The sequence below is a fragment of the Shimia biformata genome, from assembly GCF_016888515.1.
GTDB classification, from domain to species: domain Bacteria; phylum Pseudomonadota; class Alphaproteobacteria; order Rhodobacterales; family Rhodobacteraceae; genus Shimia_A; species Shimia_A biformata.
Genome location: NZ_JAFEJK010000001.1, coordinates 1,717,082 through 1,729,824, shown reverse-complemented (window position 1 = coordinate 1,729,824; position 12,743 = coordinate 1,717,082). Strand labels below are relative to the sequence as shown.

Here is a 12,743-nt window from a genome sequence, read left to right as displayed (position 1 = left end):
CCGTCCAAACGCGGAAGCTGATGTTGCCAGGCCGGTCTTCTGGCTTCGGATCACCTGAGACACGGCGCCTTCCCGGAGTGCTCCAGTGGCATGTGCCGTCTCATCCCCGTTACAGCGGCGGGCCCGCGCCGGTTCTTCCCCGGCTTCCCGATTCTCCCCTTGCAAGGGGCACCTGACATGCCTTCGGATGCCAGATCACAATCGTCATGGCAAGGGGATCGGCGGCGCGTCAGGCTGCGGGCAAGGATGAGTATTTGGACAAGAAAGAAGGGGGCCGCGGTTTTTCGCAGCCCCCTACGCCTGTCATTTCAGACAGATCAGTTCGCCTTGAGGTAGGCGTAAATCTCGTCCTTCAGCGCGCCGCGCCGCTTGCGCAGATCGACCTCGGCCAGTTCCTCGCGCGGTTTCACGTTGGTTTCGGCCTGATGCACCTTGCGATTGAGGTCGTGGTATTCATCGAACAGCTTGGCGAAATGCGCGTCCGAGACCTTGAGGTCGTGCATTTTCTCGACGAATTCCGGGAATTCCTCGGCCAGTTCATGGGGGGTATGGGACATGTGCGTGCGCTCCTTTTTTCTTGGCTTGGTCAGAGCCTAGACCCGCCCGCATCGCGCGCACTTTGACGCGGATCAAGAACGCCGTGAATCTTTGCGGATTTTAGCGCTGGCTGTGCTGCCAGTCGGGGTGCAGCCAGGGCTGGTCGTTGGCGGGGGCCAGCGGCGTGCGGCCAAGGATGTGGTCGGCGGCCTTTTCGCCCACCATGATCGAGGGCGCGTTGAGGTTCCCGTTGGTGATACGCGGGAAGATCGAGCTGTCAGCGACGCGCAACCCATCCACCCCGATCACGCGGGTTTCGGGATCGACCACGGCACCGGGATCATCCGCGCGCCCCATCCGGCAGGTGCCGCAGGGGTGATAGGCGCTTTCGGCGTGTTCGCGGATAAAGCTGTCGATCTCGTCATCACTTTGCAGCGCGTTTCCGGGCTGAATCTCGTGTTTGACGAAGGGCATCATTGCGTCCTGTTCGAATATCTCCCGCGTCAGGCGGATGCATTGGCGAAAATCCTGCCAGTCCTGTTCGGTCGACATGTAGTTGAAGCGGATTTTCGGTGCTTCGGCGGGATCGGCGCTGGCCAGCGTGACCGCGCCGCGTGACGGAGAGCGCATCGGCCCGACATGGGCCTGAAACCCGTGCCCCTCGGCCGCCGCCTGCCCGTCATAGCGCACCGCGATCGGCAGGAAATGGAACTGGATATCCGGGTAGTCGATCCCCGCCCGCGACCGGATGAAGCCGCAGCTTTCGAAATTGTTCGACGCCCCCAGCCCGGTCTTGGAAAACAGCCATTGCGCCCCGATCACCCCTTTCCAAAAGAGGTTCCAATAGCGGTAAAGCGTGATCGGCTGTTTCGAGGCATATTGCACATAGACCTCAAGGTGATCCTGAAGGTTGGCACCGACACCGGGGCGGTCGGCGATGACCTCGATCCCGTGGTCGCGCAGATCCGCCGCCGGTCCGATCCCCGACAGCATCAACAGCTTGGGCGAGTTGATGGACGAGGCGGCAATGATGACCTCTTTCTGGGCAGTGATGACCTCGGTCTTTCCGCCGCGGTCGATCTCGACCCCGGTGGCGCGGCCCTGTTCGATCACGACGCGCCGCACGAAGCCGCGCACAAGCGCGCAATTGTCGTGACGCAGCGCGGGCTTCAGATAGGCATTGGCCGCCGACCAGCGCCGCCCCTTCCATACGGTCTGTTCGAACGGGCCGAACCCCTCCTGCTGTTCGCCGTTGTAATCCCCGGTCACCGGATAGCCCGCCTGCCGCCCTGCGTCGACAAAGGCATGAAACAGCGGGTTTGTGCGCGGACCCCGAGTGACGTGCAACGGCCCGTCGCTGCCGCGCCAGGTGGGGTCGCCGCCGTGACCGCCGTCATGCCAGGTCTCCATCCGTTTGAAATAGGGCAACACGTCGGCATAACCCCAGCCATCCGCGCCGACCTCGGCCCAATGGTCGAAATCGCGGGCATGGCCGCGCACATAGACCATGCCGTTGATCGACGACGATCCCCCCACCACCTTGCCGCGCGGACAGACCAGGCGGCGGTTGCCAAGATGCGGCTCGGGTTCCGAGAGATAGCCCCAGTCATAGCGCGACATGTTCATCGGATAGCTCAGCGCGGCAGGCATCTGGATGAACGGCCCGGCATCTGTGCCGCCGAACTCGACCACGATCACCGACTTCCCGGCCTCGGCCAGCCGATAGGCCATCGCGCACCCGGCCGAGCCTGCGCCGACAATCACGTATTGCGCCGATTTCTGCGTCATTGCCGGGGCCTTCTTGTCCAGAGTCGAGATTTCTTGAATGGTGATACTAATTTTTAATTGTACAGACAATATTGCAACTTCCCCCCCAAGCGGCAAAATGCGCCCATGGGCAGAACACGCATCCGCGATATCCGGCACGAGGAACTGATACAGGCGACGATTTCGGCGGTGCATCGCCGTGGCTATGCCGCTGTCACCATGGCCGAAATCGCACGCGAGGCCGGGGCGTCGGCAGCCAGCATCAACTATTACTTCGGCTCCAAGGAAAAGCTGATGGAGGCGACCATGCGCCGCCTGCTGGAAACCTTGAAAACCGCGATGCTGGACCGCTATGCACTGGCCGGGTCACCGCGCGAACGGCTGATGGCGGTGCTGGACGCGAATTTTGACGACCGGCTTTTCACGGTCGAACAATGCTCGATCTGGATGCAGTTCTGGGCCAATGCCCCCCACACCCCATCGCTGGCGCGGCTGCACCGGATCAACCGCGCGCGGGTGACGTCGCATTTCCGCGCCGAGTTGCGGCAGCTTGTGTCCGCGTCGCGCATGGAAACCGTCCGCGAGGCGTTGCAGAACTACATGGATGGCGTGTGGCTGGAAGCAGCGCAGTCCGCCCGGCTTGACCCGGCCCACGCCCGCGCCGAGGCCCGCCGGGTGGCGCGGCTTCTGATCGACGCCGAGGAATAAGCCCGCCGTCAGGCCTTGTTTGTCGAAACGATCGACGGCGTGGTCTGACGCCGCTTTGCCATCGCCTCGCGCCAGGTCATGAAACTGATCGCGCCGATGATCAGGACACCGCCAAGAATGACCCAGAGGTCCGGCGCTTCGTCAAAGACCAGCCAGCCCAGAAGGACCGCCCAGACCAGTTGCAGGAAAGTGACCGGCTGGGTCACCGTGATCGGCGCGGCGGCGAAGGCAAGGGTCATGGTGTAGTGGCCCGCCGTGGCAAAACAGGCGACCGCGAACAGCGTCGCCAGATCCCACATTGTCGGCGTCACCCAGACCGCGGCGGCAAAGGGCGCAAGGCCGATGGTCACGGTGATCGACAGCATCCCCACCACCACCGTCGGCGAAACCTCGTCCGACAGGATCTTCGCGGTGAGATAGCCCATGGCAAAGAACACGGCAGTGCCCAGCATGGCGATATGGCCGGGGCTGACCTCTCGGAAACCGGGGCGCAGGATGATCAGCGCGCCCAGAAGCGCGACCACAATGGCGGTGATCCGCCGCGCCGCCAGCTTTTCACCAAGGACCAGCGCCGCGCCGATGGTGACATAGACCGGCGACAGGTAATTCATCGCCGTGACCTCGGCGATCGGGATGCGCGTCATGGCGTAAAACCACAGGATCACACCCAGCGTATGGGCCACGCCGCGAAAGGCAAACAGCTTGACCTGACGCCGTGTCAGGCGCTCTCGCAGGATCGGGCGGATCATCGGGATCAGGAAAACCAATCCCAGTACATAGCGCAGAAAGGCGGATTCGGCGGCCGGGACACGGTCGCCCAGCGTCTTGACCAATGCGGTCACGGCGACGAAACAGACGCCGGTAATCAGCATCCAGAACACGCCGACCATTGGCGATTTGCTTTGTGTATCGGGTGTCGCGGCATCCATGCCGATACTCATACCGAAATCACCGGCCTTGTCGAGATAGAAAACAAGTTAACGACTACCTGCCTTTGCTATGGGCTTCTTTCTTGCGCAAATACTCATATTTCGGCCCGGATCAGTTCAGCACCAACCCCGCCGCAATCGCCCACATGGTCACCCCAACCGCCACATCCAGCCCCTGCCAGGCGCGCGCACTGGTAAAGACCGGGCGCAACAGACGGGCGCCGAACCCAAGACAAAAGAAGAAAACAAAACTGGCCATGATCGCCCCGGCCCCAAAGCGCCATGGGTGGGCATATTGCGATGACAGGCCACCCAGCAAAAGCACCGTGTCCAGATAGACATGCGGGTTGAGCCAGGTCAGCATCAGGCAGGTTATGATCGCCTTCTGCAATGACGCCCCGTTGCCGCCGCTGGTGTCCAGCGCCTCGCCGCCGCGCCACGCGGCGCGGAAACTGATCGCGCCGTAAATCAACAGGAACGCCGCACCGCCATAGCGGGCAACGTCCAGCATGAGCGGGAAACGTTCGACCAGCGCGCCGAACCCCGCGACGCCCGCCGAGATCAGGATCGCGTCCGAGATCGCACAGGTCAGCACCAGCGGCAGAACATGTGTCCCCCGCAGCCCGTTGCGCAGCACAAAGGCGTTCTGCGCCCCGATCGCCATGATCAGCGAAAAGCTGAGTGCAAAGCCCGTGGTGAATTCCGTCATCATGCCGCGTATTGCCTTTCTGTTGCCTGCACGCCCGTGGTCGCCGGGATTGCCTACTGCGGCGATCTTGTTTAAGCAATTTAAACCTTCTGACCTATCATTAGGAACTTTAATGCAACTCGACCCCCGTCACGTCGCCACCCTTGCCGCCATTCTGGAAACCGGCAGTTTCGAGGCCGCAGCGCGGGATCTTGGCCTGACACAGGGGGCGGTGTCGCAGCGGCTGAAGGCGCTTGAGGACCGGGTCGGGACGATCCTTGTCCGCCGTGGCAGCCCCTGCACCGGCACCGAGACAGGCCGCCGCATCGCCGCCCATGCCAACCATGTCGGCCTGCTTGAGGCGCAGCTTGCCCGCGACATCGCCGCGCTGTCGCCGGGTGGTCCGGCGCGGGTGCGCGTCGCGGTCAATGCCGACAGCCTGGCGACATGGTTCCTGCCCGCGCTTTCGGGGATCGAGGGCATTCTGTTTGACGTGGTGGTCGACGATCAGGAGTTCTCGGCCGACTGGCTCAGACGCGGCGAGGTCGCCGCCGCCGTGACCGCCCTGCCCCGCGCGGTGGCAGGCTGCGATATCCGGCCGCTGGGGACGTTGCGCTATCACGCCACGGCCAGCCCGGACTACGTCGCGCGGTGGTTCCCCGACGGGGTCACCGCCCCCGCCATCCACGCCGCCCCCGCCCTGCGCTATGACGAAAAGGACGAGTTGCAGGCGCGCTGGATCAGGACCGTGACCGGCAAAAGCGTCGCGCCGGGCAACCACGGCCTGCCCTCGTCACAGGGTTTTGTCACCGCCTGCTTGCTGGGCATGGGATGGGGCATGAACCCCGCGCCGCTGGTGGCGGATCACCTGACACAGGGGACATTGGTCGAACTGGTGCCCGGTGTCACGCTGGACGTGCCGCTGTTCTGGCAAAGCACCCGCCTGTTGCGCGACGTTCTGGACCCGCTGGGTCGCGCGGTGCGGCGGGCGGCGCGGCGGGGATTGGCCATTCCCGACTGACCCCCCAATGAAAACGGCGCCCCAGACGGGACGCCGCTTTTTGACGTTTCAGGACCGGATCACTCGGCGCCAAGCTGCTCCATGACCTCGTCGGAGGCTTCGAAATTGGCCGTCACGCGCTGAATGTCGTCGTCATCCTCAAGCGCCTCGATCAGGCGCATCAGTTTCTGCATTCCGTCAAGGTCCAGCTCGGTCGTGGTGGTCGGCTTCCACACCAGACGGGTGGCGTCGGATTCGCCCAGTTCCGCCTCAAGCGCGGTCGAGACGTCGTTGAGGTCCGTGTCCGCACACCAGATGTAATGCCCGTCTTCCGAGCTTTCGACATCCTCGGCCCCGGCCTCGATCGCGGCCATCATAATGGTGTCGGCGTCACCGGCGCTGGCGGGATAGACCACCTCGCCCTTGCGTTCGAACATGAAGCCGACGGACCCGGTCTCGCCCAGATTGCCGCCGTTCTTGGAAAAGGTCGAGCGCACGGTCGACGCGGTGCGGTTGCGGTTGTCGGTCATCGCCTCGACGATCACCGCCACCCCGTTGGGGCCATAGCCTTCGTAACGGATTTCCTCATAGGCGTCGCCCTCGCCGCCGATCGCCTTCTTGATCGCGCGTTCGATATTGTCCTTGGGCATCGACTGGCCCTTGGCTTCCTTCACCGCCAGACGCAGACGCGGGTTCTTGTCCGGGTCCGGGTCGCCCATCTTGGCGGCGACGGTGATTTCCTTGGAAAGCTTCGAAAACAGCTTGCTGCGCGCGGCGTCCTGACGCCCTTTGCGATGCTGAATATTTGCCCATTTACTATGGCCGGCCATACGTCACGTCCTGTCGTGTTTTTCAGGTTCCGCCCCATATAGACCAGCGCATATGGGGTGTTCAAGCGGGCACGAAAAATCATGGTCGTCAGCGGGAAAGGAAGACGCTAACCTCGCGCCATGACGACAGATCAAATCATTCTTTTTTCGCTTTTCGGTGCGGTTTTCGGCCTGCTTCTGTGGGGGCGATTCCGCTATGACCTTGTGGCCTTCACCGCACTTCTGACCGGAGTGGTTCTGGGCGTGGTGCCCGTGAAGGACGCGTTTTCAGGTTTCGGCCATCCGGCAACGGTGGTTGTCGCGCTGGTGCTGGTGGTCTCGGCGGGGCTGGTGCGGTCGGGGGCGGTCCTGTTGATCACCCGCACGCTGGTTGACAGCGCCCGTGGTCTTGGCAGCCATATCGCGCTGATGGGCGGGATCGGCGCTGTGCTGTCGGCCTTCATGAACAACGTCGCGGCGCTGGCGCTGTTGATGCCGGTCGATATCCAGACGGCACGCAAGGCGGGGCGCAGCCCGGGCCTGTCACTGATGCCGCTTTCATTCGCCACCATCCTTGGCGGCATGGCGACGCTGATCGGCACGCCGCCGAACATCATCATCGCCGCGATCCGCGAAGACGCCATCGGCGCGCCTTACCGGATGTTCGATTTTGCCCCCGTGGGCGGGCTGGCGGCGATTGCGGGGTTGATCTTTGTCTCGCTCATTGGCTGGCGGCTGATCCCGAAACGCGGCGATGCCGGGGCGGAGGTCGCCGATATCGCGCAATACATGGCCGAACTGACGGTCCCCAAGGAAAGCAAGCTGATCGACAAGCGCTTTGGCGAGCTGCAAACCCAGGCCGATGAAGCAGACGTCGCGCTGCTGGGGGTGATCCGCGCGGGCAAGCGGCTTTATGGCAACGCCCGCCGCGTCGCGCTTCAGGCCGGGGACATCCTTGTCCTTGAGGCGACGCCCGAGGCGCTGGACGAGTTCCGCGCCGCGCTGTCGTTGGATTTCGCCGACGAAAAGCGCGAGGAAAAGCTGAAGGCCGCCGCCGACGGGCTGGATGTGATCGAGGTCGTGGTCTCGGAAACCTCGCGCATTGCGGGCAAGACCGCCCTGTCGCTGGGGCTGCCGTGGCGCATGGGGTCGGTGCTGATGGGCATTTCCCGGCAGGGCAAGCGCATCACGAAACAGATCCGCCGCGAGGTGATCCAGCCCGGCGATATCCTGCTTTTGCTGGTCCCCAAGGACCGCCGCGCCGATGTGGTGGACTGGCTGGGCTGCCTGCCGCTGGCGGAACGTGGGTTGGTGGTGACGGCCAATACCAAGACCTGGGCGGCAATCGGTGTCTTTGTCGCGGCGGTGGTGGCGGCATCGGTGGGGCTGATCTATCTGCCCATCGCGCTGGGTTTCGTGGTGGTGGCCTATGTGCTGATGAAGGTCGTGCCAATTGCCGAACTATACGACCAGATCGAATGGCCGGTTGTCGTGCTTCTGGGGTCGATGATCCCGCTGGGCGCGGCGCTGGAGACGGCTGGCGGCACCAAGCTGATCGCCGAGTCGCTGGTGGGGCTGACGGCGGGCATGCCGGCCTGGGTCGTGCTGACGGTGCTGATGGTGGTGACGATGACCCTGTCGGATGTGCTGAACAACACCGCCACCACAATTGTCGCCGCACCCGTGGGTATCCAGATGGCCGCGTCCTTGGGCGTGTCAGCCGATCCATTCCTGATGGCGGTGGCGGTGGCGGCGTCCTCGGCCTTCCTGACCCCGATTGGACACAAGAACAACACGCTGATCCTTGGGCCCGGCGGCTATTCCTTTGGCGATTACTGGCGTATGGGCCTGCCGCTTGAGGTGATCGTGGTTGCCGTGTCGATCCCGGCGATATTGGTGTTCTGGCCGTTGTGAAATGCTCAAGGGCAGCGCCCGGCGTTGCCGCCGGGCGACTGTCTTACCCGTAATGCGACACTTCCGTCCGCGCCAGCGCCGCCATGTTCAGCAGCCCCCGCACGGTGATCGACGGCGTCGCGATATGGGCGCGGTTGCCCATGCCCATCAGGATCGGACCAACCTCCAGCCCGTCCGCCACCGCCTTCAGAACGTTGCGTGTCGCGCCCGCCGCGTCAGTGTTGGAATAGACCAGCACGTTGGCCTTGCCGGTCAGCCGCCCATCCGGGAACAACCTTTCGCGCAGTTCGGGGTCAAGGGCGGCATCGGTCTGCATCTCGCCCTCGTATTCGAAATCCATCTCCTGCTGATCCAACAGTTCCAGCGCATCGCGCATGACCTGACCTGACCGGCTGTCGAGATTTCCGAATTGCGACCCCGAACACAGCGCGACTTTCGGTTCCACCCCGAAACGGCGCACATGGCGGGCGCAGGCGCGCACGGTCTGGGCCACCTGTTCGGGTGTTGGCTCGATATGGATATGGGTGTCGGCGACAAACAGCGGCCCCTTGTCGAGGATCATCAGCGACATGGCCCCCTGCGGACGAAGGTTTTTGTTTGCAAGCACTTGCGTGACATAGTTGAGGTGCCAGCGATACTCGCCAAAGGTGCCGCAGATCATCGCGTCGGCATCGCCGCGATGCACCGCGACGGCGGCAATGGCGGTGGTGTTGGTGCGAATGATCGCCTTGGCCAGATCCGGCGTCACCCCGCGCCGCCGCATGATGCCGTGATAGGTTTTCCAGTAGTCACGGAAGCGGGCATCGCTTTCGGGGTTCACCAGTTCGAAATCCTCGCCCGGCCTGATCTTCAGCCCAGCCCGTTCGATGCGCATGTCGATGACTTCAGGCCGACCGATCAGCACCGGCATGTCACCCGATTCCTCGATCAGCGCCTGCGCCGCACGCAGCACGCGCTCGTCCTCACCTTCGGCAAAGACCACCCGGCGATGGCTGGCGCGGGCGGCCTCGAAGACCGGGCGCATGATCATCGACGAGCGGAAGATCTGGGCCTCAAGCTGGGCTTTGTAAGCGTCAAGATCAATCTCGCGCGTGGCCACGCCCGAATCGATCGCGGCCTTGGCAACCGCATGAGCAATGACCGGTAACAGCCTGGGATCAAAGGGTTTCGGGATCAGGTAATCGGGTCCGAAATTCAGTGTCTCACCGCGATAGGCAACACCAACCTCGGCCGAGGTGGTTTCCCGCGCGATGCGGGCAATGGCCTCGACGCAGGCCAGTTTCATCGCGTCGTTGATCTCGGTTGCGCCGACATCCAGCGCCCCCCGGAAGATGAACGGGAAGCACAGCACATTGTTGACCTGGTTGGGGTAGTCGCTGCGCCCGGTGGCAATCAGCGCGTTCGGCGCCGCCTCGCGTGCCTCTTCGGGCATGATTTCCGGCGTCGGGTTGGCCAGTGCGAATATGATCGGATTGTCCGCCATCTGCCGCACCATCTCTTGCGTCAGCAACCCCGGCCCGGACACGCCCAGGAACAGGTCCGCCCCCTCCATCGCCTCAAGCGTGGTGCGCTTGTCGGTGGCTTGCGCGAACTCGGCCTTTTCCGGCGTCAGGTCGTTCCTTTGGGTGTGAACCACGCCCTTGGAGTCCAGCATCAGGATGTTTTCATGCCTGACCCCCATGGTCATCAGCATCTTGAGACAGGCAATCCCTGCCGCCCCCGCACCAAGCGCCACAACCTTGATGTCCTCGGCCTTTTTCTTGGCGACAATCAATGCGTTATAGGCCGCAGCTGAGGCAACGATCGCGGTGCCGTGCTGGTCGTCATGAAAAACGGGTATGTTCATCCGTTCCTTGCAAAGCTTCTCGACCAGGAAGCAATCCGGCGCCTTGATGTCCTCAAGGTTCACCGCGCCAAAGGTCGGCTCAAGCCGGGCCACGAGATCGGCCAGTTTCTCGGGGTCGGTTTCGTTCACCTCGATGTCGAAACAGTCGATCCCGGCAAACTTCTTGAACAGGACCGCCTTGCCTTCCATCACCGGCTTCGAGGCCTGCGCCCCGATATTGCCAAGACCAAGAACCGCCGTGCCGTTCGAGATCACCGCAACAAGGTTTGCCTTGGACGTGTAACGCGCGGCATCGGCCGGGTTTTTCTCGATCTCAAGGCAGGCTTCCGCCACCCCCGGAGAATAGGCGCGGCTGAGGTCGCGGCCCGTGGTCATGGGCTTGGTCGCGCGGATCTCAAGCTTACCGGGTTTCGGGAATTCGTGATAATAAAGTGCGGCCTCGCGGTCGCTTTGCGCCTTGTGATCCGGCATTGAACCCTCCCTCAAATCACGTGCGGACCGGCTATCGCCGTCCCATCAGGCGGGCCATGTCCAACATGCGGTTGGAAAAGCCCCATTCATTGTCATACCAGCCAAAGACCCGCAGCAGGCCGCCGACCGACAGGGATGTTTCGCGCCCCGCCACTATGAGCGACTCGGGCCGCGCCCGCAAATCCGTTGAAACAAGCGGTTTTTCGGTCCAGCCAAGCACCCGCCCGCTTTGCGCCGCCTCGCGCAGAAGCGCATTGACCGAAGTCACGTCGGCGGCACGTTCGGTCTGGATGGTCAGGTCGATGGCCGAGACCGAGGCGGTCGGCACCCGGACGGCGCGTGCCTCGACCCGCCCCGCCAGATGCGGCAGCACATCCCCGATCAGTTTCTGCGCGCTTGTGGTCGTCGGCACCATCGACAGCGCCGCCGCCCGGCTGCGCACGTGGTCGCCGCGCGGCTTGTCCACCGTGGGCTGGCTGCCGGTATAGCAATGCACCGTGGTCATATGTCCCGAGATCAGGCCGAACCGGGCATCCAGCAGCTTCAACAGCGGCGCCAGCGCGTTGGTGGTGCAACTGGCGTTGGACACGATGCGGTGGTCTTTCAGGTCGTCTTCGTTTGCCCCCAGAACCACGGTCACGTCGGCCTCGTCCGAGGGGCCGGAAATCAGCACCGCCCCGGCCCCGGCGCGCAGGCCGCGCTCGGCCACGGTGCGGGTTCCGGCCATGCCGGTGCATTCCAGCACAAGGTCGACGCCGGAAAGATCCATCCCGGCGATATCCGCCCTGCCATGGAAGGGGATCGCGCGGCCATCGACGACCAGCGCGCCATCCCGCGTTTCGACGCTGCCCGGATAGACCCCGAACACGCTGTCATATTCAAAGAGATAGGCGCAGGTCTCCAGGTCCTCGATGTCGTTGACGCCAACGATCTCGATATCGTCGAACCCGCCCTTGGCGTGGATGCGCAAAAGGGTCCGCCCGATGCGGCCGAACCCGTTGATGAATACCCGGATCGGAGCTGTGGTCATTGCCTGTTCCCGCGTGACATGTAGGACCGCCACTTCACCCGTTTCGCGGGCAAATGACCAGCCCAGAATGCCCTAGACCGCAACTTCGATCGCTACACCTTTTGCAATAGCCAACTCGACCACCGAGGCGGCCACCGCAAGGTCCTGCAACCCGACGCCGGTGCCGTCAAACAGGGTGATCTGGTCGGCGCTGACGCGGCCCGGTGCGGCGCCGTTGATGACGGCCCCGACTTCGGTGATGTCGCCCTCGCCGATCAGCCCCCCCAGAACGGCATGCTGCGCCTCGCCGATCGAGACCGATTGCGCCACCTCGTCGGTAAAAACCGTGGCCGCCGCGACCAGATCGGCGGACAGTTCCTGCTTGCCCTTGGTATCGGTGCCCATGGCGGCGATATGGGTGCCGGGGCTGACGTGGTCGGTGGTCAGGATGGCGTCGAAGCTTGAGGTGATGGTGATGATCACATCCGCCTCTTTCAGCCCTTCCAGCGGGACCGCCTCGAACGGCAGCCCTTTTTCGGATGCGACCTCTTCCAGACGCGACAGGTGTTCGGGATGCAGGTTCCAGCCGATCACCTTGTCGAAATCCCTCTGTTCCAGCGCGGCGCGCAGCTGAAACACGGATTGGTGCCCGGCACCGACCATGCCCATGACCTTTGCGTCCTTGCGGGCAAGATGGGCAATGGACACGGATGATGCCGCCGCAGTGCGCAGCGCGGTCAGAAGGTTGCCGCCCACCATCGCGGACACGCGGCCCGTGTCGGGGTCGAACAGGAACACGGTGGACTGGTGGTTAATCAGCCCGCGCCGTTCAAGGTTGTGCGGCCAGTATCCGCCCGCCTTGAGGCCCAGCGCGCCACCCGCCGCGTCGAACCCGCCCTTGAAGCCATAAAGCGCGTTCTCGTGGCCCAGCGCCTCGCGCACGACAGGGAAATTCCGCGCCTCGCCCGAGGCCATGGCCGCGAACACCTTTTCGACCGCATCAAACGCCGCCTCGCGCGACACCAGGGCCGCAATCTCGCTTTCAGGCACGATCCACATGGTCCC

Annotated in this window: 11 protein-coding genes and 1 riboswitch; of the genes, 3 read left to right on the top strand and 8 right to left on the bottom strand. The window is 63.6% G+C overall.

The window, feature by feature from the left end; genetic code table 11:
• Positions 1-12 precede the first annotated feature (12 nt).
• A riboswitch (cobalamin riboswitch) is annotated at positions 13-191 on the bottom strand.
• Between the two features lie 126 nt (positions 192-317).
• Entirely contained in the window at positions 318-557 is a 240-nt protein-coding gene (locus JQ863_RS08335) for an HP1242/YdcH family protein (protein ID WP_204113832.1), read from the bottom strand.
• A gap of 100 nt (positions 558-657) precedes the next feature.
• Complete coding sequence (gene betA / locus JQ863_RS08330; RefSeq protein ID WP_204113831.1) at positions 658-2,325, bottom strand: choline dehydrogenase; 1,668 nt, start codon at positions 2,323-2,325, stop codon at positions 658-660.
• Positions 2,326-2,430: 105 nt separating this feature from the next.
• On the opposite strand from betA, the gene betI reads away from it, so the two are divergent.
• Positions 2,431-3,012, top strand: a complete 582-nt coding sequence (gene betI, locus JQ863_RS08325; RefSeq protein ID WP_204113830.1) for a choline-binding transcriptional repressor BetI — start codon at positions 2,431-2,433, stop codon at positions 3,010-3,012.
• Positions 3,013-3,020: 8 nt separating this feature from the next.
• On the opposite strand, the gene JQ863_RS08320 is transcribed toward betI, so the two are convergent.
• Positions 3,021-3,953, bottom strand: coding sequence for a DMT family transporter (locus JQ863_RS08320; RefSeq protein WP_239113236.1), 933 nt, complete (start codon positions 3,951-3,953; stop codon positions 3,021-3,023).
• Between the two features lie 100 nt (positions 3,954-4,053).
• Positions 4,054-4,650: a LysE/ArgO family amino acid transporter gene (locus tag JQ863_RS08315; protein WP_420826276.1), complete on the bottom strand. Its 597-nt coding sequence runs from the start codon at positions 4,648-4,650 to the stop codon at positions 4,054-4,056.
• Between the two features lie 112 nt (positions 4,651-4,762).
• Here JQ863_RS08315 and JQ863_RS08310 point away from each other — a divergent pair, with 112 nt between their 5' ends.
• On the top strand, positions 4,763-5,650 hold the full coding sequence (locus tag JQ863_RS08310; RefSeq protein WP_204113828.1) for a LysR family transcriptional regulator ArgP: 888 nt from the start codon (positions 4,763-4,765) through the stop codon (positions 5,648-5,650).
• A 59-nt stretch (positions 5,651-5,709) separates the two neighbouring features.
• Here the strand turns inward: JQ863_RS08310 and JQ863_RS08305 are convergent, their stop codons facing one another.
• Positions 5,710-6,459, bottom strand: a complete 750-nt coding sequence (locus JQ863_RS08305; protein WP_204113827.1) for a YebC/PmpR family DNA-binding transcriptional regulator — start codon at positions 6,457-6,459, stop codon at positions 5,710-5,712.
• 120 nt (positions 6,460-6,579) lie between these two features.
• Here JQ863_RS08305 and JQ863_RS08300 point away from each other — a divergent pair, with 120 nt between their 5' ends.
• Positions 6,580-8,352 (top strand): SLC13 family permease, encoded by a 1,773-nt coding sequence (locus tag JQ863_RS08300; RefSeq protein WP_204113826.1) that lies wholly within the window; start codon positions 6,580-6,582, stop codon positions 8,350-8,352.
• 43 nt (positions 8,353-8,395) lie between these two features.
• Here JQ863_RS08300 and JQ863_RS08295 read toward each other — a convergent pair whose 3' ends face one another.
• The 3 genes from JQ863_RS08295 to bhcD form a co-directional block, all read right to left on the bottom strand.
• A complete protein-coding gene (locus JQ863_RS08295; RefSeq protein ID WP_204113825.1) occupies positions 8,396-10,669 on the bottom strand; it encodes an NADP-dependent malic enzyme in 2,274 nt (757 codons plus the stop codon).
• A gap of 31 nt (positions 10,670-10,700) precedes the next feature.
• Positions 10,701-11,699, bottom strand: coding sequence for a type I glyceraldehyde-3-phosphate dehydrogenase (locus JQ863_RS08290; RefSeq protein WP_204113824.1), 999 nt, complete (start codon positions 11,697-11,699; stop codon positions 10,701-10,703).
• 72 nt (positions 11,700-11,771) lie between these two features.
• Positions 11,772-12,737 (bottom strand): iminosuccinate reductase BhcD, encoded by a 966-nt coding sequence (gene bhcD / locus JQ863_RS08285; RefSeq protein ID WP_204113823.1) that lies wholly within the window; start codon positions 12,735-12,737, stop codon positions 11,772-11,774.
• Positions 12,738-12,743: the final 6 nt, after the last annotated feature.

What these genes read in the sequence shown, in the direction of transcription:
- JQ863_RS08320 (WP_239113236.1), bottom strand. Translation starts at nt 3,953, where the DNA reads ATGAGTATCGGCATGGATGCCGCGACACCCGATACACAAAGCAAATCG.
- JQ863_RS08295 (WP_204113825.1), bottom strand. Translation starts at nt 10,669, where the DNA reads ATGCCGGATCACAAGGCGCAAAGCGACCGCGAGGCCGCACTTTATTAT.
- JQ863_RS08335 (WP_204113832.1), bottom strand. Translation starts at nt 557, where the DNA reads ATGTCCCATACCCCCCATGAACTGGCCGAGGAATTCCCGGAATTCGTC.
- betI (WP_204113830.1), top strand. Translation starts at nt 2,431, where the DNA reads ATGGGCAGAACACGCATCCGCGATATCCGGCACGAGGAACTGATACAG.
- JQ863_RS08310 (WP_204113828.1), top strand. Translation starts at nt 4,763, where the DNA reads ATGCAACTCGACCCCCGTCACGTCGCCACCCTTGCCGCCATTCTGGAA.
- bhcD (WP_204113823.1), bottom strand. Translation starts at nt 12,737, where the DNA reads ATGTGGATCGTGCCTGAAAGCGAGATTGCGGCCCTGGTGTCGCGCGAG.
- betA (WP_204113831.1), bottom strand. Translation starts at nt 2,325, where the DNA reads ATGACGCAGAAATCGGCGCAATACGTGATTGTCGGCGCAGGCTCGGCC.
- JQ863_RS08315 (WP_420826276.1), bottom strand. Translation starts at nt 4,650, where the DNA reads ATGACGGAATTCACCACGGGCTTTGCACTCAGCTTTTCGCTGATCATG.
- JQ863_RS08300 (WP_204113826.1), top strand. Translation starts at nt 6,580, where the DNA reads ATGACGACAGATCAAATCATTCTTTTTTCGCTTTTCGGTGCGGTTTTC.
- JQ863_RS08305 (WP_204113827.1), bottom strand. Translation starts at nt 6,459, where the DNA reads ATGGCCGGCCATAGTAAATGGGCAAATATTCAGCATCGCAAAGGGCGT.
- JQ863_RS08290 (WP_204113824.1), bottom strand. Translation starts at nt 11,699, where the DNA reads ATGACCACAGCTCCGATCCGGGTATTCATCAACGGGTTCGGCCGCATC.